The sequence below is a fragment of the Pseudomonas sp. GW821-FHT07F01 genome, assembly GCF_059418825.1.
Window position 1 is genome coordinate 527,281 of the sequence record NZ_JBWKQO010000006.1, and the last position, 22,256, is coordinate 549,536.

At 61.5% G+C, this 22,256-nt stretch carries 18 protein-coding genes and 2 tRNA genes; 16 read left to right on the plus strand and 4 right to left on the minus strand.

Annotation, left to right across the window (positions count from 1 at the left end; all coding sequences use genetic code 11):
• Nucleotides 1–3: 3 nt before the first annotated feature.
• From AC07R1_RS24190 to AC07R1_RS24235, 10 genes are all read left to right on the plus strand, one after another.
• Complete coding sequence (locus AC07R1_RS24190; RefSeq protein ID WP_198409248.1) at nucleotides 4–1,431, plus strand: N-acetylmuramoyl-L-alanine amidase; 1,428 nt, start codon at nucleotides 4–6, stop codon at nucleotides 1,429–1,431.
• On the plus strand, nucleotides 1,428–3,338 hold the full coding sequence (gene mutL, locus AC07R1_RS24195) for a DNA mismatch repair endonuclease MutL (RefSeq protein ID WP_123397747.1): 1,911 nt from the start codon (nucleotides 1,428–1,430) through the stop codon (nucleotides 3,336–3,338). Before AC07R1_RS24190 ends, mutL begins: the two co-directional genes overlap by 4 nt.
• Nucleotides 3,338–4,309, plus strand: coding sequence for a tRNA (adenosine(37)-N6)-dimethylallyltransferase MiaA (gene miaA / locus AC07R1_RS24200; RefSeq protein ID WP_053148774.1), 972 nt, complete (start codon nucleotides 3,338–3,340; stop codon nucleotides 4,307–4,309). Before mutL ends, miaA begins: the two co-directional genes overlap by 1 nt.
• Nucleotides 4,310–4,401: 92 nt before the next feature.
• Nucleotides 4,402–4,662, plus strand: coding sequence for an RNA chaperone Hfq (hfq, locus tag AC07R1_RS24205; protein ID WP_007921378.1), 261 nt, complete (start codon nucleotides 4,402–4,404; stop codon nucleotides 4,660–4,662).
• A gap of 12 nt (nucleotides 4,663–4,674) precedes the next feature.
• A complete protein-coding gene (hflX, locus tag AC07R1_RS24210) occupies nucleotides 4,675–5,976 on the plus strand; it encodes a ribosome rescue GTPase HflX (RefSeq protein ID WP_011058939.1) in 1,302 nt (433 codons plus the stop codon).
• A 96-nt stretch (nucleotides 5,977–6,072) separates the two neighbouring features.
• Nucleotides 6,073–7,251, plus strand: coding sequence for an FtsH protease activity modulator HflK (gene hflK / locus AC07R1_RS24215; protein WP_011058940.1), 1,179 nt, complete (start codon nucleotides 6,073–6,075; stop codon nucleotides 7,249–7,251).
• Nucleotides 7,251–8,120, plus strand: a complete 870-nt coding sequence (gene hflC / locus AC07R1_RS24220; protein WP_011058941.1) for a protease modulator HflC — start codon at nucleotides 7,251–7,253, stop codon at nucleotides 8,118–8,120. The genes hflK and hflC overlap by 1 nt, the downstream gene beginning before the upstream one ends.
• A 292-nt stretch (nucleotides 8,121–8,412) precedes the next feature.
• On the plus strand, nucleotides 8,413–9,600 hold the full coding sequence (locus AC07R1_RS24225; RefSeq protein ID WP_011058942.1) for an ATP phosphoribosyltransferase regulatory subunit: 1,188 nt from the start codon (nucleotides 8,413–8,415) through the stop codon (nucleotides 9,598–9,600).
• Between the two features lie 54 nt (nucleotides 9,601–9,654).
• Complete coding sequence (locus AC07R1_RS24230; protein WP_011058943.1) at nucleotides 9,655–10,947, plus strand: adenylosuccinate synthase; 1,293 nt, start codon at nucleotides 9,655–9,657, stop codon at nucleotides 10,945–10,947.
• A gap of 139 nt (nucleotides 10,948–11,086) precedes the next feature.
• Complete coding sequence (locus tag AC07R1_RS24235; RefSeq protein WP_495111003.1) at nucleotides 11,087–13,021, plus strand: methyl-accepting chemotaxis protein; 1,935 nt, start codon at nucleotides 11,087–11,089, stop codon at nucleotides 13,019–13,021.
• A gap of 57 nt (nucleotides 13,022–13,078) precedes the next feature.
• Here the strand turns inward: AC07R1_RS24235 and AC07R1_RS24240 are convergent, their stop codons facing one another.
• From AC07R1_RS24240 to AC07R1_RS24255, 4 genes are all read right to left on the minus strand, one after another.
• Entirely contained in the window at nucleotides 13,079–14,644 is a 1,566-nt protein-coding gene (locus AC07R1_RS24240) for an ABC transporter permease (protein WP_011058945.1), read from the minus strand.
• On the minus strand, nucleotides 14,644–15,669 hold the full coding sequence (locus AC07R1_RS24245) for an extracellular solute-binding protein (RefSeq protein WP_495111004.1): 1,026 nt from the start codon (nucleotides 15,667–15,669) through the stop codon (nucleotides 14,644–14,646). The genes AC07R1_RS24240 and AC07R1_RS24245 overlap by 1 nt, the downstream gene beginning before the upstream one ends.
• Before the next feature lie 185 nt (nucleotides 15,670–15,854).
• Nucleotides 15,855–15,941: transfer RNA gene (locus tag AC07R1_RS24250), tRNA-Leu, on the minus strand.
• Between the two features lie 165 nt (nucleotides 15,942–16,106).
• A tRNA-Leu gene (locus AC07R1_RS24255) sits at nucleotides 16,107–16,193 on the minus strand.
• A 226-nt stretch (nucleotides 16,194–16,419) separates the two neighbouring features.
• Between AC07R1_RS24255 and rnr the strand changes: the two genes are divergently transcribed.
• From rnr to rplI, 6 genes are all read left to right on the plus strand, one after another.
• Nucleotides 16,420–19,047 carry a ribonuclease R gene (gene rnr, locus AC07R1_RS24260; protein WP_495111005.1) on the plus strand — a complete coding sequence of 876 codons (2,628 nt, stop codon included), beginning with the start codon at nucleotides 16,420–16,422 and terminating at the stop codon, nucleotides 19,045–19,047.
• Complete coding sequence (gene rlmB / locus AC07R1_RS24265; protein WP_015633942.1) at nucleotides 19,044–19,811, plus strand: 23S rRNA (guanosine(2251)-2'-O)-methyltransferase RlmB; 768 nt, start codon at nucleotides 19,044–19,046, stop codon at nucleotides 19,809–19,811. The genes rnr and rlmB overlap by 4 nt, the downstream gene beginning before the upstream one ends.
• Nucleotides 19,812–20,061: 250 nt before the next feature.
• The gene (rpsF, locus tag AC07R1_RS24270; protein WP_011058949.1) at nucleotides 20,062–20,487 is read left to right on the plus strand and encodes a 30S ribosomal protein S6; all 426 of its coding nucleotides are present in this window, start codon (nucleotides 20,062–20,064) and stop codon (nucleotides 20,485–20,487) included.
• Between the two features lie 28 nt (nucleotides 20,488–20,515).
• Complete coding sequence (gene rpsR / locus AC07R1_RS24275) at nucleotides 20,516–20,746, plus strand: 30S ribosomal protein S18 (RefSeq protein WP_002551829.1); 231 nt, start codon at nucleotides 20,516–20,518, stop codon at nucleotides 20,744–20,746.
• Between the two features lie 36 nt (nucleotides 20,747–20,782).
• Nucleotides 20,783–21,682, plus strand: coding sequence for a hypothetical protein (locus AC07R1_RS24280; RefSeq protein ID WP_011058950.1), 900 nt, complete (start codon nucleotides 20,783–20,785; stop codon nucleotides 21,680–21,682).
• A gap of 21 nt (nucleotides 21,683–21,703) precedes the next feature.
• Nucleotides 21,704–22,150, plus strand: coding sequence for a 50S ribosomal protein L9 (rplI, locus tag AC07R1_RS24285; RefSeq protein WP_007921484.1), 447 nt, complete (start codon nucleotides 21,704–21,706; stop codon nucleotides 22,148–22,150).
• Nucleotides 22,151–22,256 lie beyond the last annotated feature (106 nt).

The window sequence follows — 22,256 nt, forward strand, 5'->3', positions numbered from 1 at the left end:
TTGATGGGGTTAGGTATGCGCATTCGCGCGTTGGTTGCTGTCGTAGGACTGTTGCTTACGGCATTGGCCGTCGATGCTGTGGCCGCTACACAGGTTCGCAGCGTCCGCCTGTGGCGGGCACCGGATAACACGCGACTGGTATTCGACCTGTCCGGCCCGGTTCAGCACAGCGTCTTTACCCTGACGGCCCCGGATCGTCTGGTGATCGATATCAATGGCGCGACCCTTGGCGGTCCGCTGAACGTCGCCACGGCCAATACACCGATTACCGCCATGCGCTCGGCACAGCGCACGCCCAGTGACCTGCGGGTGGTCATCGACCTGAAAAAGGCCGTCACGCCGAAGAGTTTCACCCTGGCGCCCAACGCTCAGTACGGCAATCGCCTGGTGGTCGATCTGTTCGACAACCCGGCTGACGCCGCGCCACCTGCTGCGCCGCCACCTACTGTGGCCACTGTCCCAGCAGTGCCCGTCACTCCGGCGGAGCCGGCGATCAAGCTGCCGCCAGCCCCGGCGGGCAAGCGCGACATCATTGTGGTGATCGATGCCGGCCACGGCGGCGAAGACCCGGGTGCCTCCGGCTCCCGCGGGCAGCATGAAAAAGACGTGGTGCTGGCCATTGCTCGCGAATTGCAACGTCAGGTCAATGGCCTCAAGGGTTTCCGCGCCGAGCTGACCCGTACTGGCGACTACTTCATTCCATTGCGCGGTCGTACCGAGATCGCCCGCAAGAAGGGCGCCGACCTGTTCGTCTCGATCCATGCCGACGCTGCGCCTTCGGCCGCGGCCTTTGGCGCGTCGGTGTTTGCCTTGTCTGAACGTGGTGCCACGTCGGAAACCGCGCGCTGGCTGGCGGACAGCGAGAACCGTTCCGACCTGATCGGCGGGGCTGGCAACGTCAGCCTGGATGACAAGGACCGGATGCTGGCCGGGGTGCTGCTGGACCTGTCGATGACAGCGTCCCTGACCTCCAGTCTGAATGTCGGGCAGAAAGTCCTGAACAACATCGGCCGGGTGACTCCGTTGCACAAGCAGCGGGTGGAACAGGCCGGGTTCATGGTGCTCAAATCTCCGGATATTCCGTCGATCCTGGTGGAAACCGGCTTTATCTCCAACTCCAACGAGGCCTCGAAGCTGGCCACCGCCAGCCATCAGCAGGCCCTGGCGCGCTCCATCAGCAGCGGCGTGCGGCAGTTCTTCCAGCAGAACCCGCCACCGGGCACCTATATTGCCTGGCTGCGCGATTCCGGGAAGATCGCCCAGGGGCCGCGTGATCACCGGGTCAATCCGGGGGAAACCCTGGCCATGATCGCCGTGCGCTATCAGGTCTCCGCGGCCACGCTACGCAGTGCCAACAACCTGAAAAGCGATGAATTGAAAGTGGGGCAGGTGTTGACCATCCCCGGTACAGAACTGGCGGCCAAGGAATGAGTGAATCGGTAATCAGTAGCGCGCGCATCGAGCTGCTCAGCCCGCGCCTGGCCAACCAGATTGCCGCGGGCGAGGTGGTCGAGCGCCCGGCTTCGGTGATCAAGGAGCTGTTGGAAAACAGCCTGGACTCCGGCGCCAGGCGCATCGATGTGGATGTGGAGCAGGCCGGGGTCAAGCTGCTGCGGGTACGTGACGACGGTAGCGGCATTTCCTCCGACGACTTGCCGCTGGCCCTGGCCCGGCACGCCACCAGCAAGATCCGCGACCTTGAAGACCTGGAGCGGGTGATGAGCCTGGGGTTTCGCGGCGAGGCCCTGGCTTCCATCAGCTCCGTGGCGCGCCTGACCCTCACGTCCCGTACCCGGGATGCCGAGCAGGCCTGGCAGGTGGAAACCGAAGGCCGGGACATGGCACCAAGGGTGCAGCCGGCGGCGCACCCGGTAGGCACTTCGGTGGAAGTCCGCGATCTGTTCTTCAATACGCCGGCACGACGCAAGTTCCTCAAGGCGGAAAAGACCGAGTTCGATCACCTGCAGGAAGTGATCAAGCGCCTGGCCCTGGCGCGTTTCGACGTGGCCTTCCACTTGCGGCACAACGGCAAGAGCATCCTCAGCCTGCACGAAGCCAAGGACGACGCCGCTCGTGCCCGTCGTGTGGCGGCGGTGTGCGGTTCGGGCTTCCTGGAGCAGGCGTTGCCCATCGAGGTCGAGCGCAACGGCTTGCATCTGTGGGGCTGGGTGGGCTTGCCGACCTTCTCCCGCAGCCAGGCGGACCTGCAGTACTTCTACGTCAACGGTCGCGCAGTACGGGACAAGCTGGTGGCTCACGCGGTACGCCAGGCTTATCGCGATGTTCTGTTCAACGGTCGACACCCGACCTTTGTTCTGTTTTTCGAAGTCGACCCGTCGGTGGTCGACGTCAACGTGCACCCGACCAAGCACGAAGTGCGTTTCCGTGACGGGCGCATGGTGCACGATTTCCTTTATGGCACCTTGCACCGGGCCCTGGGTGATGTGCGGCCCGAGGACCAGTTGGCGGCGCCGGCGGCGGTCGCCGGCATCGTGCGCCCGACAGGTATCGAGGCCGGTGAGTTCGGGCCTCAGGGTGAGATGCGCCTGGCCGCGAACCTGGCTCTGGAGCAGCCCCAATCCCAGCCGAGCTTCAATGCGCCGGGCGCGGGAGCCGGCAGTGGCTATCAATATCAGTACACGCCACGGCCACAGCCAGTGTTGCCGGCCGCCGAGAGCCAGGGCGTGTACCGCGAGTTCTTTGCCCCGTTGCCGGGGGCGCCGGCGGCGGCCTTGCCGGACGGCCAGGAGGACATTCCGCCCCTGGGCTATGCCCTGGCCCAGCTCAAGGGGATCTACATCCTGGCGGAAAACGCCCTGGGTCTGGTGCTGGTGGACATGCACGCGGCTCACGAGCGGATCATGTACGAGCGCTTGAAGGTGGCCATGGCCAGCGAAGGCCTGAGCGGCCAGCCGTTGCTGGTGCCGGAGTCGATTGCCGTCAGCCAGCGTGAGGCCGATTGCGCTGAAGAACACATGGGCTGGTTCCAGCGCCTGGGCTTCGAGCTGCAGCGCCTGGGCCCGGAATCCCTGGCGATCCGCCAGATCCCGGCATTGTTGAAGCAGGCGGAAGCCAATCGCCTGGTGCACGACGTACTGGCGGACCTGATGGAGTACGGCACCAGTGACCGGATCCAGGCCCACCTCAATGAGCTGCTCGGCACCATGGCCTGCCACGGCGCGATCCGCGCCAATCGACGCCTGGCCCTGCCGGAAATGAACGCCTTGCTGCGGGACATGGAAAACACCGAGCGCAGTGGCCAATGCAACCACGGTCGACCGACCTGGACCCAAATGGGCCTGGACGATCTGGACAAACTCTTTCTGCGCGGCCGTTGATGACCCAGCTTCCTCCAGCGATTTTCCTGATGGGCCCGACCGCTGCGGGCAAGACCGATCTGGCCATCGAACTGACCAAGGTGCTGCCTTGCGAGCTGATCAGTGTCGACTCGGCGCTGGTCTACCGCGGCATGGACATTGGCACCGCGAAGCCTTCCAGGGAACTGCTGGCGCAGTTTCCCCATCGCCTGATCGATATTCTCGACCCTGCCGAGAGCTACTCGGCGGCGGATTTCCGTACCGATGCGCTGGCGGCCATGGCCGATATCACCGCCCGGGGCAAGATCCCGCTGTTGGTGGGCGGCACCATGCTGTATTACAAGGCGCTGCTTGAAGGCCTGGCGGACATGCCTGCGGCGGATCCGCAGGTACGTGCCGAGCTGGAGGACGAGGCTGCACGCCTTGGCTGGCAGGCCCTGCACGACCAGCTGGCGGCGGTGGACCCCGAGTCGGCGGCGCGGATCCACCCCAACGACCCCCAGCGTCTGACCCGGGCGCTTGAGGTCTATCGGGTCAGTGGCCTGACAATGACCGCCCATCGCCAGCGTCAATTGGCGCAAAGTACTGAAGCAGGCGCATCGGGACGCAGTCAATTGCCCTATACTGTCGCCAATCTGGCCATCGCTCCGGCGAATCGCCAGGTACTGCACCAGCGTATTGCACAAAGATTCACACAAATGTTGGAACAGGGATTCATTGACGAGGTCGTAGCTCTGCGTTCCAGAAGTGACCTGCATGCCGGGTTGCCGTCTATACGTGCAGTGGGCTACCGCCAAGTCTGGGATCATCTGGATGGCAAGCTGACGTCAGCCGAAATGCAGGAGCGGGGCATCATTGCCACGCGCCAATTGGCGAAACGCCAGTTCACCTGGTTACGTAGTTGGGCTGACCTGCAATGGTTGGACAGCCTGGATTGCGACAATCTGCCACGCGCCTTGAAATACTTGGGGACGATCTCCATATTGAGCTGAGTCCTTGCAATTGCCGTCTATCCTTGGGGGTGTGACGGCTTTGGCCATCTGTTTTCTGATTTTTATTATTGATCCTTAAAGGAGTGCGGCACATGTCAAAAGGGCATTCGCTACAAGACCCTTACTTGAATACATTGCGTAAAGAGAAGGTTGGGGTTTCCATCTATCTGGTCAACGGGATCAAGCTGCAAGGTACGATCGAGTCTTTCGACCAGTTCGTCATCCTGCTGAAGAACACCGTCAGCCAAATGGTTTACAAGCACGCTATCTCGACAGTGGTTCCAGTTCGCCCGATTCGCCTGCCTAGCGCTTCCGAATCCGAACAGGGTGACGCTGAGCCAGGTAACGCCTGATAGGAGTCTCCTTTGTTCTTTGAGCGCCACGGTGGTGGTGAACGGGCCATTCTCGTTCACTTGGATGGTCAGGACCCTGAGGCGCGCGAAGATCCGCAGGAGTTTCAGGAGCTGGCATTATCGGCCGGCGCCGAGACCGTCGCGTTTGTTAGCGTGCCGCGTCATCGGCCAACCGCCAAATACCTGGTTGGCAGCGGCAAGGTCGAGGAGTTACGCGACCTGGTCAAAGCCGAACAGGTAGACCTGGTGATTTTCAATCACATCCTCACACCCAGTCAGGAACGTAACCTCGAACGTGTATTCGAGTGTCGCGTGATCGACCGCACGGGTCTGATTCTCGATATCTTCGCTCAGCGCGCGCGCACCCATGAAGGCAAGCTCCAGGTTGAACTGGCCCAGCTTGAGCACATGAGCACCCGTCTGGTTCGTGGCTGGACTCACCTTGAACGGCAGAAAGGCGGTATCGGTCTGCGCGGGCCCGGTGAAACCCAGCTGGAAACCGACCGGCGCCTGTTGCGAGTGCGTCTGCGGCAGATCAAGGCGCGCCTGGAGAAGGTTCGCAGCCAGCGTGAGCAGGCCCGTCGTGGCCGCAAGCGTGCGGATATCCCTTCAGTGTCCCTGGTGGGTTACACCAACGCCGGCAAGTCCACGCTGTTCAATGCGGTCACTGCGTCCGATGTTTTCGCTGCCGACCAATTGTTCGCCACCCTCGACCCCACCCTGCGCCGGCTTGAGCTGGATGACCTGGGGCCGATTGTGCTGGCCGATACCGTGGGGTTCATCCGCCACCTGCCGCACAAGTTGGTGGAGGCGTTTCGGGCTACCCTCGAAGAATCGAGCAACTCCGATTTGCTGCTGCATGTGATCGATGCCCATGAGCCCGAGCGCATGGCGCAGATCGAGCAGGTGATGGTGGTGCTGGGGGAGATCGGGGCTCAAGACTTGCCGATCCTGGAGGTCTATAACAAACTCGATTTGCTCGAGGGTGTGGAGCCGCAGATCCAGCGCGACCCTGACGGCAAGCCGCAGCGGGTCTGGCTGTCGGCCCGTGATGGCCAGGGGCTGGATCTGCTCAAGCAGGCCATCGCCGAGCTGCTGGGTGAAGATTTGTTTGTAGGCACCTTGCGCTTGCCTCAGCGTTTTGCTCGACTGCGAGCACAGTTTTTCCAGTTGAACGCTGTGCAGAAAGAAGATCACGACGACGAAGGTGTCAGCCTGCTTGCTGTTCGCCTGCCACGGGCCGAGTTGAACCGGCTGGTCAGTCGCGAAGGCATGCAGCCGTCGGAATTCATCGAGCAACACACTTTGCAATAAAAGCCTGGGCAAGCGGTTGTGCCGCTGTAGCAGGCATTCTGTAGCATTGGTCGGCGCGCCGTGGGTGCGTCTTTGCTTTATCAGATGGAGAGCGCTATGGCTTGGAATGAGCCGGGTGGCAACTCGAATAATCAGGACCCTTGGGGTGGTAAGCGCCGCAATAATGGCGATCGCAAGGGGCCACCAGATCTCGACGAGGCCTTCCGTAAGCTGCAGGAAAGCCTGAATGGGTTGTTCGGTGGTGGTAAGAAACGTGGTGATGACGGCGGTAGTTCCGGCAAGGGCGGTGGTTTCGGCCTGCTGGGTATCGGTCTTGTCGTGCTGGCTGCCGTGTGGCTGTACAGCGCGGTGTATGTAGTAGACGAGCAGGAGCAGGCCGTAGTGCTGCGCTTCGGCAAATACTACGAAACCGTCGGCCCGGGTCTGAACATCTACTTCCCGCCGATCGATCGCAAGTACATGGAAAACGTCACGCGCGAGCGTGCCTACACCAAGCAGGGCCAGATGCTCACCGAGGACGAGAACATCGTCGAAGTGCCGCTGACCGTGCAGTACAAGATCAGCAACCTGCAGGATTTCGTGCTGAACGTCGATCAGCCGGAAATCAGCCTGCAGCATGCGACCGACAGCGCCCTGCGCCACGTGGTGGGTTCCACCGCCATGGACCAGGTGTTGACCGAAGGTCGTGAATTGATGGCCAGTGAGATCAAGGAGCGTCTGCAACGCTTCCTGGACAACTATCGCACCGGTATCACCGTGACCCAGGTGAACGTACAGAGCGCAGCGGCACCGCGTGAAGTACAGGAAGCCTTCGATGACGTGATCCGTGCCCGTGAAGATGAACAGCGTTCGCGCAACCAGGCTGAAACCTATGCCAACGGCGTCGTGCCGGAAGCCCGTGGTCAGGCCCAGCGCATCCTCGAGGATGCCAACGGTTACCGTGACGAAGTGGTATCCCGGGCCAAAGGTGAGGCAGATCGCTTCACCAAACTGGTTGCCGAGTACCGCAAGGCTCCTGAAGTCACCCGTCAGCGCCTGTACCTGGACACCATGCAGGAAGTCTTCAGCAACACCAGCAAGGTGTTGGTGACTGGCAGCAAGGGCGGGCAGAACAATCTGCTCTATCTGCCGCTGGACAAGATGATCGACAGTGGTCGTAGCGGCAGTGCTCCGGTAACGGGCGCAGCGTCGGCGGCCAGCAATGAAGCGAATGCGCGCGCCGCGGCTGACCATATGCAGCAACAGCAGCAGACGCGTTCTAGGGAGACTCGCTGATGAGCAATAAATCGCTGATCGCCCTGATCGTGGGCGTTGTCGTGGCGGTGGTTGCCTGGAACAGCTTCTACATCGTCGCTCAGACCGAGCGTGCGGTGTTGCTGCAGTTCGGTCGTGTGGTTCAGGCGGATGTCCAGCCTGGCCTGCATGTGAAAGTGCCCTACGTGAACCAGGTGCGTAAGTTCGACGCACGCCTGATGACCCTGGATGCACCGACGCAGCGCTTCCTGACCCTGGAAAAGAAAGCCGTGATGGTGGATGCCTACGCCAAGTGGCGGGTGAAGGATGCCGAGCGTTTCTACACCGCGACTTCCGGCCTCAAGCAGATTGCCGACGAGCGTCTTTCCCGTCGCCTGGAGTCGGGCCTGCGTGACCAGTTCGGTAAGCGCACCCTGCACGAAGTGGTTTCCGGTGAGCGTGACGCGCTGATGGCGGATATCACGGCGTCGCTGAACAAGATGGCGGAAAAGGAGCTGGGTATCGAAGTGGTCGATGTCCGGGTCAAGGCCATCGACCTGCCCAAGGAAGTGAACCGCAGCGTGTTCGAGCGCATGAGCACCGAGCGTGAGCGTGAGGCTCGCGAGCACCGGGCCAAGGGTAACGAACTGGCGGAAGGCATCCGTGCCGATGCCGATCGTCAGCGTCGCGTGCTGTTGGCTGAAGCCTATCGGGAGTCTGAAGAGGCTCGCGGTGACGGTGATGCCCAGGCAGCGGCGATCTATGCCAAGGCCTACGGCCAGGACCAGGAGTTCTACGCGTTCTACCGTAGCCTGCGTGCCTACCGTGAAAGCTTCGCGAACAAATCCGACGTCATGGTTCTGGACCCAAGCAGCGACTTCTTCCACTACCTGGAAAAGTCCAAGCCTTGATCAGGCCCTGACCCTGGAGCACCCCGCCGGGCGGCTAAAACGCCTCGCGGGGTGATCCTTTGGGAAAACGGGTGTATGATGCGGCAGCCGGGAAATTCCCGGCTTTTTTGCGTCTGCATCTTTGATTGGCCGTGGCTCGTTCAAGAGTCCGGCAAGATTTTTCGAGGAAAATGGTCTGTACAGCTGATTCCTGGCTGCCTGTCCGGCTGAGCTCGCGTCGGATGCGACTGTTTTCTGCTTCACTCTAAGGCTGGCCCCAGGCTTGCCGCCCGGACCATAGGGGAATGGCGTAATGGCAACGGTAGACCGCTGGCTGCTGCCAGATGGCATCGAAGAAGTATTGCCGCCGGAAGCGGCGCGCATCGAAGTGGCGCGTCGTCAGGTGTTGGATCTGTTTCAGAGTTGGGGTTACGAGTTCGTCGTCACTCCCCATATCGAATACCTGGAATCCCTGTTGACAGGTGCAGGCCAGGATCTGGATCTGCGTACCTTCAAGGTCATCGACCCGCAGTCGGGCCGGCAGATGGGGTTTCGGGCCGACATCACGCCGCAGGTGGCGCGTATTGATGCCCACACCCTGCGCCGCGAAGGGCCGAGCCGCCTGTGCTACGCCGGCAGTGTGCTGCATGCGCAGCCGCGTGCCTTGTCGTCCTCGCGTAGCCCGATCCAGCTGGGGGCCGAGTTGTATGGCGATGCCAGCCCGAGCAGCGATGTTGAAGTCATCAGCCTGATGCTGGCCATGCTGCAACTGGCCGACGTGCCCGATGTGCACATGGATCTGGGACATGTTGGCATCTACCGTGGCCTGGCACAGGCCGCCGGCTTGTCCGGTGCTGTTGAACAGCAACTGTTCGATGCCCTGCAACGCAAGGCGATCGACGAGGTCATCAGCCTGACGGAAGGCCTGCCGGCCGACCTGGCGGACATGCTGCGCTCCCTGGTGGACCTGTGCGGCAGCCGCGAAGTGCTGGGCGATGCCCGCCGTCGCCTGGCCGGTGCGCCGACGTCTGTGCTGCTGGCGCTGGATGAATTGCTGACCATTGCCGAGCGCCTGTCCGTGCGGTTCCCGGACTTGCCGCTGTATTTCGACCTTGGCGAGTTGCGCGGCTATCACTACCACACCGGTGTGGTGTTCGCGGTATTTGTTCCAGGCGTGGGCCAATCCATCGCCCAGGGCGGGCGCTACGATGACATCGGCGCGGATTTCGGGCGTGCCCGTCCCGCGACTGGTTTCTCCACCGATTTGAAAACCCTGGTGACCCTGGGGCGTGCTGAAGTCGAGCTACCGTCTGGCGGTATCTGGATGCCAGACAACACTGACGCGGCACTCTGGCAGACCGTCTGCCGCTTGCGCAGTGAGGGTCAACGTGTGGTTCAGGCCTTGCCTGGGCAGCCTTTGGCCGCCGCCCGTGAAGCGGACTGCGACCGGCAATTGATTCAGCAGAATGGGCTTTGGCAAGTATTGCCGCTGGCTTCTTGAGTTTTCCTGCCGGCGGCTGCCGGCACCAAGTTTGCGCGAATGAGGACAAGTGTTATGGGTAAGAATGTCGTAGTCCTGGGCACCCAATGGGGTGATGAGGGCAAAGGCAAGATCGTTGATCTGCTGACCGAACATGCCGCCGCCGTAGTGCGCTACCAAGGTGGCCACAACGCTGGCCACACCCTGGTGATCGACGGTGAGAAGACCGTCCTGCACCTGATTCCGTCCGGTGTGCTGCGCGAAGGCGTGCAGTGCCTGATCGGTAACGGTGTGGTGGTAGCTCCGGATGCCTTGATGCGTGAAATCGTCAAGCTGGAAGAGAAGGGTGTGCCGGTGCGCGAGCGCCTGCGTATCAGCCCGTCCTGCCCGCTGATCCTGTCCTATCACGTGGCCCTGGACCAGGCCCGCGAGAAAGCCCGTGGCGAGCAGAAGATCGGTACCACCGGCCGCGGCATCGGCCCGGCTTACGAAGACAAGGTTGCACGTCGTGGCCTGCGCATCGGCGATCTGTTCCACCGCGAGCGTTTTGCCGCCAAGCTGGGCGAGCTGCTGGACTACCACAACTTCGTTCTGGTGAATTACTACAAAGAGCCGGCCATCGACTTCCAGAAGACCCTGGACGAGTGCATGGAATACGCCGAACTGCTCAAGCCGATGATGCTCGACGTGACTGCCGAGCTGCACCAGCTGCGCCGCGCCGGCAAGGACATCATGTTCGAAGGTGCCCAGGGTTCGTTGCTGGACATCGACCACGGCACCTACCCGTATGTCACCAGCTCCAACACCACTGCTGGTGGTATCGCCACCGGTTCGGGCGTGGGTCCGATGTACCTGGACTACATCCTGGGCATCACCAAGGCCTATACCACTCGCGTGGGCTCGGGCCCGTTCCCCACCGAGCTGTTCGACGACATCGGCGCTTTCCTGGCCAAGCGTGGTCATGAGTTCGGCGCCACCACCGGCCGCGCTCGTCGCTGCGGCTGGTTCGATGCCGTGATCCTGCGTCGCGCCATCGACGTCAACAGCATCTCGGGCCTGTGCCTGACCAAGCTGGACGTTCTGGACGGCCTGGAAACCATCAATATCTGTGTCGGCTACAAGAACCAGGATGGTGCAGTCATCGACGCGCCAACCGACGCCGACAGCTACATCGGCCTGGAGCCGGTGTACGAGCAGATGCCGGGCTGGAGCGAGTCGACCCTGGGTGCCAAGACCCTGGAAGAGCTGCCTGCCGCCGCCCAGGCCTACATCAAGCGCATCGAAGAGTTGGTCGGCGCGCCGATCGACATTATTTCGACAGGCCCGGACCGCAACGAGACCATCGTTCTGCGTCATCCGTTCGCTTGATAAGTCGTTGATGTAAAAAACAAAGGGCCCTTAATCGGGCCCTTTGTCGTTTCTGCCTGCCACGCGGCACGACCCTTGCTGTGAAATCCACTTCTAGAGTGCCATCAGAATAATGGCGTCAAAAGTAGAGGGATTTCCTGTGTCGGCCGTTCTCTCACTGTTACAAAGCCGTTTACTACGGCCTGTGTTCGTTACTCTCGGTATCGCCCTTTTGGTGCAAGTGCTAGTAGCGGTTGCCCTGACTCGGAGCACAGTGACCGCCCTCGAGGCGGATCTGGCTTCGCGCCTGGGCGGCGACAGCCAGAAATTGGCTGGCGAGCTCGAGCAGGCGGGCAAAGAAGTCACCTCCAGTCTGGAGAGTCTTTCCAGCAGTACCCGCCAACGCCTCACGGCCGGCCTGTCTTCGCGTCTCAAGGAAGAACAGGTACAGCTGCGTGCGGCGCTGGAGAAGGACCTGAAGGACTCTGCCAATGACATGGCTCAATTGCTGGCCTCCGTGGCGCCTCGCGCCATGTGGGACAGTGATGTGCCGACCTTGTCCGAGTTCGCCCGACGGGCTCAGCGCAACCCCAATGTGTTGTTCGTGGTTTATGACGATGCGGCGGGAGAGCACCTGACCCGCTACCTGAATCGTGAAAACCCGATCAACAAGGCGCTGCTGGAAAAGGGCAAGGGCGACCGGGCGCTGGACAAGGTCTTGGATGCAGCGAAGAACGATCCTTCGGTGTACTACCTTGAAGCCTCGATCAATCCCAATGGCGTGGAAATCGGCAAGGTGCTGATGGGAGTCTCCACCGCGTCGGTGGAGGCCGATATCGCCGCCCTGGATCAGCGCTTCAGCGCCTTGATTGCCAGCAGCGATCAGTTGGTTGGCGACAGCCTCAAGGGAGCTTCTGCCGACAGCTCGGCGGCCATGCGCTCGCGCTTGCAGTCGGCCCAGGGTACGGCGGCACAGATGCAGGCCAATACCGCGAGCACGGTGCAGGAGGCGGCGTCCACCTTGCGCTGGCAGATCGGCGTCGGCCTGGCGCTGGTTGGCCTGGCCCTGCTGCTGTTGCTGGCAGTGGTGCTGGGGCGTCGCGTGGTGAGCAAGCTGCATTTGCTGATCGCTGCGCTCAATGACCTGGCAGCGGGCGAAGGTGACCTGACCAAGCGTGTGCCGCTCAACAGCAATGATGAGATTGGCGACATGGCCTCGGCGGTGAATCGCTTTGTGGATAAGTTGCAGCCCATCGTGCGGGAAGCGGGGGATGTGGCCCAGCGCACAGGTGTCGAGATCGGCGCCATGAGCCAGCGTAATGCTGGGGCTGATGCCGCAGCCGAAGCGCAGCGTGATGAAGTGGCAGAGAGCCTGCGGGCGTTGTCGCAGATGGCCGATGAAGCCCAGGCGGAAAGCCAGGCGATGCAGGCCGCACTGCAGCAGGTGGTGGAGATTCGTCAGGCGACGGACGAGACTACCCGCACCTCCGAGCAGGTCGGCAGCCTGATCGAGGCGCTGGCGGGGCAAGTGGATACCGGGGCCAAGGTGATCGAGCGCCTGGCCCAGCAGAGCGAGCAGATCGAGGTGGTGCTGACGGTGATCCATGGCATTGCCGAGCAAACCAACCTGCTGGCATTGAACGCTGCGATCGAGGCCGCGCGCGCCGGCGAGACCGGGCGCGGATTTGCCGTGGTGGCGGATGAGGTGCGGGCCCTGGCCAGCAAGACGCAAAGCTCCACTGGCGATATCCAGGCCCATATCGGTGCCCTGCAGCAGGGGGCGCGGGAGGCCGTAGCGGCTATCGGTCAGGCCGGGCGTCAGGCCAGCGAGGGCTTGCTGGTGCTGCGCGACAGTGCTCGCCTGCAACAATCGGTGCAGTCTTCGGTAGAGCAGGTGCACGCCGCGATTGGCCTGGCCACCCAGGCTGCGGCCCATCAGGCGCAGGGCGCGCAGGCGGTGCGTGGGCGGGTGGAAACCATCCATGCCCAGGCCGAGCGGGCGGCTCAGGCCGTGGTAGAAACCACCGCCAGCGGCAAGGTACTGGACAGCCTGGCGGCGCAGCTCAAGGCCAGCCTCGGTCAGTTCCGCGCCTGATGCCTGGCCGGCAAGCTGGCTCCTGCCACCTTACTGCAGGAGCCGGCTTGCCACCTCTCAGCGACTCAAATACATCCGCGTTGTCAGCAGATAGACCGGTAGCCCTGACACCAGTATCAACAGCGCCGCATAAGGTGCCGCCGCTGCAAACTCCACATTCGCCGTATGCGCCCACACTTCTGTAGCCAGGGTGTTGAGCCCGGTTGGGCTGAGCAGCAGGGTCGCTGTCAGTTCCTTCATCGCATCCAGAAAGACCAGGGCGAAAGCCGCGCCCAGCGCCGGGAAGATGATCGGCAGGGTCACTCGGCAGAAGGCGCTGAACGACGATGCGCCGAGGGTTCTTGCTGCTTCTTCCAGCTGTGGCGCGGCCTTGTTCAGCGCGGTGCGGATCGGCGCCTGGGCCAGGGGCAGGAATAGTAGGGCATAGGCAATCAGCAGCAGCGCCGAGGTCTGGTACAGCACCGGCACATAGTGCAGCGCGAAATACACCAGGGTCAGGGCGATCACCAGCCCTGGCAGGGCATGCAGCAGATAGGGCAGGCGCTCTGCCCAGATGGCCAGGCGCCCCTTGTAGCGCACCACCAGCAGGCCCACCGGCACTGCCAGCACCAGGCACAGGCCGGCGCCGCCCAGGGACAGGGCCAGTGAAGACAGCAATGCTTCGCTGATTGCCGCGACGGGGAAGGCTGCCGATGAACCGACGGCCAGCCAATAGGCAAGCATGCCCAGGGGGACACCGCTGCCGATCAGCGCCAGCATCAGGCAGTAAAGCTGTCCGCCGATGCTCCAGCGCCCCAGGCGTACCTGTTCGGCGTGCCTGGCTGCGCCCTGGCCGGTGCGTACATGGCGGCCCTTGCCGCGGACGCGCAGTTCCAGCCCCAGCAGCAGCAGGCACAGCGCCAACAACACGGCCGACAGCATGGCGGCGTTGGCATTGCTGAACTCCAGCTCGAATTGCTGGTAGATGGCGGTGGTGAAGGTCTGCAGGCCGATGATCGACAGGGCACCGAACTCCACCAGCATATGCAGGGCAATCAGCAGCGAGCCGGCCAGCAGTGAAGGCCATAGCAAGGGCAAGGTGATCTTGAAGAACACGCCCCAGCGATTTTGCCCCAGGGTCCGCGCCGACTCCTCCAGGGAGGGGTCGAGATTGCGCAGGGTGGCCGCCACCGGCAGGAACACCAGCGGGTATTTGGACAGGGTCATCACCAGGATCGCGCCGCCCAGTCCTTCGAACCCGGCGCTCAGGGATACCCAAGTGAAGCTGCTGACAAAGGCCGGTACGGCGAAGGGCAAGCACAGCACCACGCCCCAGATCCGCCTTCCCGGCAAATCACTGCGTTCCAGCAGCCAGGCCAGGGACAGGCCGAGCACGGCGCAGGCAAGGGTCACCCCGAGCATCAGCAGCAGGGTATTGCTCAGCAGGCGCAACACATAGGGGCGCCACAGCAGGTGCAGGGCTTCAGCCCAGCCGGCCTGCCAGGCCTTGAGGCCGACATATAACAGTGGCAACAGGCTCAGGCAGACCAGTAGCAGGACTGGCAGCAGTAGCCAGATCGAAGGCCGCTTGCGCCTCGGCACGAAGGTGGTGCGCAAGGCGGAAGCGGATGGCGATGGATTCATCAGTTCAGGCCGACGTCACGTTCCAGGTCCAGGGCTTCCTCGGCATTGCCGAGATCGGCTGGGGTCACCTTCGGGGCTTCCAGTTCATTGAAGGGCTTGAGTCCGCGATCGGACTGCATGCCTTTATGCAGCGGGTACTCGGCCGTGGTCTGGGTAATCACCCGCTGGCCTTCTTCGCTGGCCATGTAGGCCAGAAGCTGCTGGGCCTCTTTCGGATGCTTGCTGGACTTGAGTACGGCTGCGCTGGACACGGTGATCAGGCCGCCGATGTCGCCGCCCGTGAAGTAGTGCAGTTTCGAGTCGAGCTGGCCTTTTTCCCGTTGCAGGGCAAACCAGTAGTAGTTGTTCACCAGGACCGTGGCCACTTCGCCGTTTTCCACGGCTTTGAGGGCCACCATGTTGTTGCTGTAGACCTTGCCGAAAGCCCGCAGGCCGGTCAGCCATTCTTCGGCAGCATCCCTGCCGTGCATCTTGATGATGGCCACGGCCTGTTCCTGGAAGGCGCCACTGGTGGGCACGAAGCCAACCTTGCCTTGCCACTGCGGCTGGGAGAATTCCATCACCGACTTGGGCAGGTCTTTTTCGTCGATCAGTTTCGGGTTGAAGGCGACGACTCGTACGCGCGCGGTGACACCGATCCAGGTGCCGTTGCCCGCAACATATTCCTTGGGCAGCACGGCCAGGGTCGTGGTGTCGGTCTGGGCCAGCAGGCCCTGCTCGCCGAGTTTGTTCAGGGGAGGGGATTCTTCGGTGTAGATCACATCAGCGGGGGAGCGGTCGCCTTCTTCGACAACCTGGCTGGCCAGTTGATTGCTGCTGCCCTTGCGGACATTCACATGGATGCCGGTCTTGGCTTCGAAAGCCTTGGCTACCGCGTCGCCGACTTCCTTGTGCTGACCGTTGTACAGGGTCAGGGAAACCGGATCGGCTGCCTGGGTGAAGGGGGATGCCAGGGTCAGCCCCAGCAAAGTGATGGTCAAGCCACGCAGAAGGGATGTTGGAAGGAGGGTATTTCTGAACATCATTCGCAGGTTTCCTCACTGTAGTGCCGCAAAAACTTGTAACAATCATAAACGATATCGTTTCTCATGTGCGCTTTGCGGATGCGGAGGAAGGCGATGGCGCGGGGAAATATCAGGGGGCAGAAACGCAAAAACCCGCTTTCGCGGGTTTTTGTGAGACTTGAAAGCGATGCTCTCAAGTTTTGAATTGGTGCCCAGAAGAAGACTCGAACTTCCACGACCTTGCGGTCACCAGCACCTGAAGCTGGCGTGTCTACCAATTTCACCATCTGGGCAGTATCGACGTCGTCGCCGTGTCGATGGAGCGCACTATACGGACAGCGTTTTGATCTGTAAACCCCTGTTTTGGTTTTATTAAATCAAACACTTAGAATGCAAAAACCCGCTTTCGCGGGTTTTTGTTCGAGCCTTGAAACTGATCTAATCTCAAGCTCTTGAATTGGTGCCCAGAAGAAGACTCGAACTTCCACGGCCTTGCGGCCACCAGCACCTGAAGCTGGCGTGTCTACCAATTTCACCATCTGGGCAGTATCGCTGACGTCTCCGTCGTCGATGGCGCGCACTATACGGAGGCTCTTTTGAGCTGTAAACCCCAGATTTCAAAAAAGTTTGAAAAAAGTCTCCGGCGGTATGCGTGACGATGTTTCTGAGGCGATGGCGAGGATTATTCCCAGGTTGTCTGAGCCTGAAATTTCCCGTTTCAATACGCGTATGCCAAACTAACCCGCATATAGACAAGGTGAAATTTATCTAATGGCCGATTGGCAGTCCCTCGATCCCGAGGCCGCTCGTGAAGCGGAAAAATACGAAAACCCTATTCCTAGCCGCGAACTCATCCTTCAGCACCTTGCTGACCGGGGTTCGCCTGCTAGTCGCGAGCAGTTGGTAGAAGAGTTCGGTCTGACCACGGAAGACCAGCTGGAAGCCCTGCGCCGCCGCCTGCGCGCCATGGAGCGCGACGCTCAACTGATCTATACCCGCCGCGGCACCTATGCGCCGGTGGACAAGCTCGACCTGATTCTCGGCCGTATCAGCGGTCACCGTGACGGCTTCGGCTTCCTGGTGCCGGATGACGGCAGCGACGACCTGTTCATGAGCCCGGCGCAAATGCGTCTGGTATTCGATGGCGACCGCGCCCTGGCCCGGGTTTCCGGCCTGGATCGCCGCGGCCGTCGCGAAGGCGTGATCGTCGAAGTGGTGTCCCGTGCCCACGAAAGCATCGTCGGTCGCTACTTCGAAGAAGGTGGCATCGGTTTCGTGGTGGCAGACAACCCGAAGATCCAGCAGGAAGTGCTGGTAACGCCGGGGCGCAATGCCAATGCCAAGATCGGTCAGTTCGTCGAAGTGAAGATCACTCACTGGCCGACGCCGCGCTTCCAGCCGCAAGGCGATGTGGTGGAAGTGGTGGGCAACTACATGGCACCGGGCATGGAAATCGACGTTGCCCTGCGCACCTACGATATTCCTCATGTCTGGCCAGAGGCGGTGCTCAAGGAAGCCGGCAAGCTCAAGCCCGAAGTGGAAGAGAAGGACAAAGAGAAGCGCATCGACCTGCGTGATCTGCCTTTCGTCACCATCGACGGCGAAGACGCCCGCGACTTCGACGACGCTGTTTTCTGCGAAGCCAAGCCCGGCAAGCTGCGCCTGTTTGGTGGTGGCTGGAAGCTGTATGTGGCGATTGCCGACGTCTCCAGTTACGTGAAGATCGGTTCGGCTCTGGATGCCGAAGCCCAGGTGCGCGGCAACTCGGTGTACTTCCCCGAGCGGGTGATCCCGATGCTGCCCGAGCAACTGTCCAACGGCCTGTGCTCGCTGAACCCGAAAGTCGATCGCCTGGCCATGGTTTGCGAGATGACCATCTCCAAGTCCGGCGAGATGACCGATTACCAGTTCTACGAAGCGGTGATCCACTCCAAGGCGCGTCTGACCTACAACAAGGTCAGCACCATGCTCGAGCAGCCGAAAACCAGCGAAGCCAAGCAGTTGCGCGGTGAATACGGCGATGTCCTGCCGCACCTGAAGCAGCTGTATGCGCTGTACAAGGTCTTGCTGGGGGCTCGTCATACCCGGGGCGCCATCGACTTCGAGACCCAGGAAACCCGGATCATCTTCGGTTCCGAGCGCAAGATCGCCGAAATTCGTCCGACTACCCGCAATGATGCGCACAAGCTGATCGAGGAATGCATGCTGGCGGCCAACGTGGCCACCGCCGAGTTCCTCAAGAAGCACGAGATTCCGGCCCTGTACCGGGTGCACGATGGTCCGCCGCCGGAGCGTCTGGAAAAACTGCGCGCCTTCCTCGGCGAACTGGGCCTGTCCCTGCATAAAGGCAAGGATGGCCCGACGCCGAAGGACTACCAGGCATTGCTGGAAACCATCAAGGACCGTCCGGATTACCACCTGATCCAGACCGTGATGCTGCGCTCCCTGAGCCAGGCGGTGTACAGCGCTGATAACCAGGGCCACTTCGGCCTGAATTACGAAGCCTATACCCACTTCACCTCGCCGATCCGTCGCTACCCGGACCTGTTGACCCATCGGGCCATCCGCAGCGTCATCCACTCCAAGCAGGACACGCCGCACGTGCGTCGCGCCGGGGCGATGACCATTCCGAAGGCGCGCATCTATCCGTACGACGAAGCGACCCTGGAGCAGCTCGGCGAGCAGTGCTCGATGAGCGAGCGTCGTGCCGATGAGGCCACGCGGGACGTAGTGAACTGGCTCAAGTGCGAGTTCATGAAGGATCGTGTGGGCGAGTCCTTCCCGGGTGTGATCACCGCGGTGACCGGTTTCGGCCTGTTCGTCGAGTTGACCGACATCTACGTCGAGGGCCTGGTGCACGTCACCGCCTTGCCGGGGGACTACTACCACTTCGACCCTGTGCATCACCGCCTGGCGGGCGAGCGCACCGGTCGCAGCTTCCGCCTGGGCGATACTGTGGAAGTGCGGGTCATGCGCGTCGACCTGGACGAGCGCAAGATCGATTTCGAAATGGCCGAGAAGACCATCAACGCACCGATCGGCCGCAAGAAGCGTGGCGCCGCGGACGCACCTGCCAGCAAGGTCGTGGAAGAGCCGGCTCCAGCCAAGGCGGGGCGTCGCAGCTCCGCCAAGGAAAAGGCGGTCGAGGCTTATCGTCCAAGCGACGCTGCCGCGAAAAACGCCGAAGTGCGCAAAAGCCGCGAAATGAAGCGGGCGCTGCTGGCCGAAGCCAAGGGCGGTGGTAAAGCGACGTCTGCGGGAAAGTCCGGTAAGCCGGCGCCCTCGCGCGTTGGCGAAAAGCCCGCCAAGCCGAGCAAACATCGTAAAGGTCCGCCCAAGGCGGGCTCCGCTTCCGGCGCTAAAAGCGGCGGGGCGCGCAAACCAAAGGCCAAGTCATGAGTCAGTTGGAAAAGATCTACGGCGTGCATGCCGTAGAAGCGTTGCTGCGTCACCATCCCAAGCGGGTCAAGCAGATCTGGTTGGCTGAAGGGCGCAGTGATCCACGGGTTCAGGTGCTGGTGGACCTGGCTGCGCAGAACCGTGTTTCGGTTGGCCAGGCCGAGCGTCGTGAGATGGACGCATGGGTTGAAGGCGTGCACCAGGGCGTAGTGGCGGAAGTCAGCCCGAGCCAGGTGTGGGGCGAGGCCATGCTCGACGAGCTGCTGGACCGTACCGAAGGCGCGCCGTTGCTGCTGGTGCTGGACGGTGTGACCGACCCGCATAACCTCGGGGCCTGCCTGCGTACTGCCGATGCGGCCGGTGCCCTGGCAGTGCTGGTGCCCAAGGACAAGTCGGCGACCCTGACTCCGACCGTGCGCAAAGTGGCCTGCGGCGCCGCCGAAGTGATTCCGCTGGTAGCCGTGACCAACCTGGCCCGCACCCTGGAGAAGCTCCAGCAGCGTGGGCTGTGGATCGTCGGCACCGCCGGCGAGGCCGAACAGGAACTGTACGACCAGGACCTGACCGGCCCGACCATCATCATCATGGGGGCCGAAGGCAAGGGCATGCGTCGCCTGACCCGCGAGCACTGCGACTACCTGGTACGCCTGCCGATGGCCGGCAGCGTCAGCAGCCTCAACGTCTCCGTGGCCACTGGCGTGTGCCTGTTCGAAGCCATGCGCCAGCGCGGTGCCAAGGCCAAGGCCGGCGCCAAGAAAGCCTGACCCGCAGTTGCAGGAGCCGGCTTGCCGGCGAGGCGCGTGCTGCCGTCCATCGTCGGCACGCCGGCTCCCGCAGGTGGTTGTTCAAATAATCACCAATTGCCTTGCGCCGCTGTTCCCCCTTCTCTACAATTGCGCCCCTTGCCGTGACGGCAGGCGCATATGTGCCTACTACCAGGCAAGACACACCAGTGTCATTCACTCCTTGTCTGACCGCTTATAGGCGGCAGGCTACAACCCGTAAGGAGCATTCATGCGTCATTACGAAATCATCTTTTTGGTCCACCCGGATCAAAGCGAGCAAGTCGGCGGCATGGTTGAGCGTTACACCAAGCTGATCGAAGAAGACGGCGGCAAAATCCACCGTCTGGAAGACTGGGGCCGTCGTCAACTGGCCTACGCAATCAACAATGTTCACAAGGCTCACTACGTGATGCTGAACGTTGAGTGCACCGGTAAAGCCCTGGCTGAGCTGGAAGACAACTTCCGTTACAACGATGCTGTGATCCGTAACCTGGTCATCCGTCGCGAAGAAGCCATCACTGGCCAATCCGAGATGCTCAAGGCTGAAGAAAACCGCAGTGAGCGCCGTGAGCGTCGTGACCGTCCTGAGCATGCTGACAGCGCCGATGGCGATGACAGCGACAACAGCGACGCCAGCGATAACGCTGACGAGTAATCCACGGACCTTTTGAGGAGCCAATTACATGGCACGTTTCTTCCGTCGTCGTAAATTCTGCCGCTTCACCGCTGAAGACGTGAAAGAGATCGATTACAAAGATCTCAACACTCTGAAAGCCTACGTATCCGAGACCGGCAAAATCGTTCCAAGCCGCATCACCGGTACCAAAGCTCGTTATCAGCGTCAGCTGGCCACCGCTATCAAGCGCGCCCGCTTCCTGGCCCTGCTGGCCTACACCGACAGCCACGGCCGCTGAGATCGGGCAGTCGACAAGTAGTAAGGGATTGAATGCATGCGCGCCTTAGCTGAGTTCATCATGCGCGGTCGTATGCAGGCCACTCTGGTAGTGGCTGGCTGTTCGGCATTGCCGTTGTTGTATTGGTTGGGTGCTGCCGCCGGGAGCCTGGTGCTTCTGCGGCGCGGATTGAAGGATGCCCTTGGCGTCCTCGCTCTGGGAGTGCTGCCAGCTTTGCTCTGGTGGCTGACGTTCGATGACCCGCGGGCACTTTTGGTGCTGCTGGGTTCTTCGAGTCTTGCGTTGGTTTTGCGCGCAAGCGAGTCTTGGAGCCGCGTGTTGCTGGTCAGCATAGCGATGGGGTTGGTGTTTGCTGGAGTCCTGGGTGCGGCTTTCCGCCCTCAGATCGAAGCGCTGTCACAGGAATTGATAAAAATCCTGCCGATGGCCTTGGGTGAGGTCTACCAGCAGCTATCGGTTGAAGAGCGAGCTCGTCTTGCCACGCTGATTGCACCGATCCTGACCGGCCTGATAGCGGCCCTGTTGCAAGCCATCAGCGTGCTGAGCCTGATTCTTGGGCGTTACTGGCAGGCTGTGTTGTATAACCCGGGTGGTTTTGGTCGCGAGTTTCGCGCCATCAGAATCCCTCTTGGGCCAGCGATGTTGCTGCTGGCGTGCATGCTGGTGGGGCCGAACTTCGGACCTCAACTGGCCATGCTGACGCCGATGTGCAGTGTCCCGCTGGCTTTTGCCGGGCTGGCCCTGATTCACGGGCTGGTGGCACAAGGGCGACTGGCCAGGTTCTGGCTGGTGGGGTTGTACGTCACGCTGTTGCCGTTCATGCAGCTGATCTATCCGTTGCTCGTGGTCCTGGCCATTGTCGACAGTCTGGTTGATTTTCGCGGTCGTTTGGCGCCGAAAGACGCTGATAACGGCTCTGCGAACGGTGAAGGTTAAAAGTTAAGAGGTTATTACCAAATGGAACTGATCCTGCTGGAAAAAATCGCCAACCTGGGCAACCTGGGCGATAAGGTAAACGTTAAGGCTGGTTACGGCCGTAACTACCTGCTGCCTTTCGGCAAAGCCACCGCTGCTACCGCTGCCAACCTGGCTGCGTTCGAAGCGCGTCGTGCCGAGCTGGAAAAACTGGCTGCAGAGAAGAAGGCTTCTGCCGAAACTCGCGCTGCGCAACTGGCTGAGCTGGAAGTGACCATCACTGCCACCGCCGGTGACGAAGGCAAGCTGTTCGGTTCGATCGGCACCCACGACATCGCTGATGCACTGACCGCCTCGGGCGTTGAAGTGGCAAAAAGCGAAGTTCGTCTGCCGAACGGCACCATCCGCAACGTAGGTGAATTCGACGTAGCCGTGCACCTGCACGCTGAAGTTGAAGCAACCGTACGCGTTGTCGTGGTGGCTGCTTAAGCAGTACCAAATCGTCTGGCACCTTGTGTGGCTGACGGTTAACATCGGGCACGATCCTGTTTACAGGTCGTGCCCTTTGTCTTTCTGCTGATCCTGATTTTCATCC

Coding starts and splice junctions, on each gene's coding strand:
- AC07R1_RS24190 (WP_198409248.1), top strand. CDS start 4: ATGGGGTTAGGTATGCGCATTCGCGCGTTGGTTGCTGTCGTAGGACTG.
- mutL (WP_123397747.1), top strand. CDS start 1,428: ATGAGTGAATCGGTAATCAGTAGCGCGCGCATCGAGCTGCTCAGCCCG.
- miaA (WP_053148774.1), top strand. CDS start 3,338: ATGACCCAGCTTCCTCCAGCGATTTTCCTGATGGGCCCGACCGCTGCG.
- hfq (WP_007921378.1), top strand. CDS start 4,402: ATGTCAAAAGGGCATTCGCTACAAGACCCTTACTTGAATACATTGCGT.
- hflK (WP_011058940.1), top strand. CDS start 6,073: ATGGCTTGGAATGAGCCGGGTGGCAACTCGAATAATCAGGACCCTTGG.
- hflC (WP_011058941.1), top strand. CDS start 7,251: ATGAGCAATAAATCGCTGATCGCCCTGATCGTGGGCGTTGTCGTGGCG.
- AC07R1_RS24225 (WP_011058942.1), top strand. CDS start 8,413: ATGGCAACGGTAGACCGCTGGCTGCTGCCAGATGGCATCGAAGAAGTA.
- AC07R1_RS24230 (WP_011058943.1), top strand. CDS start 9,655: ATGGGTAAGAATGTCGTAGTCCTGGGCACCCAATGGGGTGATGAGGGC.
- AC07R1_RS24240 (WP_011058945.1), bottom strand. CDS start 14,644: ATGAATCCATCGCCATCCGCTTCCGCCTTGCGCACCACCTTCGTGCCG.
- AC07R1_RS24245 (WP_495111004.1), bottom strand. CDS start 15,669: ATGATGTTCAGAAATACCCTCCTTCCAACATCCCTTCTGCGTGGCTTG.
- rnr (WP_495111005.1), top strand. CDS start 16,420: ATGGCCGATTGGCAGTCCCTCGATCCCGAGGCCGCTCGTGAAGCGGAA.
- rlmB (WP_015633942.1), top strand. CDS start 19,044: ATGAGTCAGTTGGAAAAGATCTACGGCGTGCATGCCGTAGAAGCGTTG.
- rpsF (WP_011058949.1), top strand. CDS start 20,062: ATGCGTCATTACGAAATCATCTTTTTGGTCCACCCGGATCAAAGCGAG.
- rpsR (WP_002551829.1), top strand. CDS start 20,516: ATGGCACGTTTCTTCCGTCGTCGTAAATTCTGCCGCTTCACCGCTGAA.
- AC07R1_RS24280 (WP_011058950.1), top strand. CDS start 20,783: ATGCGCGCCTTAGCTGAGTTCATCATGCGCGGTCGTATGCAGGCCACT.
- rplI (WP_007921484.1), top strand. CDS start 21,704: ATGGAACTGATCCTGCTGGAAAAAATCGCCAACCTGGGCAACCTGGGC.